This is a genomic window from Streptococcus sp. HMSC034E03 (assembly GCF_001811505.1).
Classification (GTDB): domain Bacteria; phylum Bacillota; class Bacilli; order Lactobacillales; family Streptococcaceae; genus Streptococcus.
Map to the genome: position 1 here is coordinate 131,598 of NZ_KV805000.1, position 224 is coordinate 131,821.

The window sequence follows — 224 nt, forward strand, 5'->3', positions numbered from 1 at the left end:
GCTCCGTTAGGTGCGAGACAAAAAAACCACCCACTATGCGGGTGCGCGTCGAAGGTTATACCCAAAAAACTCCAAACGCGATACAATAAAGGTGTTCAAGCCAATTGTAAAGCGAAAGGAGAAAACCATGGCACAAAAGTCTCATAGTTTATCACACACAAAGTGGATGTGTTCTATCACATTGTGTTTACCCCTAAGTATAGACGAAAAGTCATCTATAATCA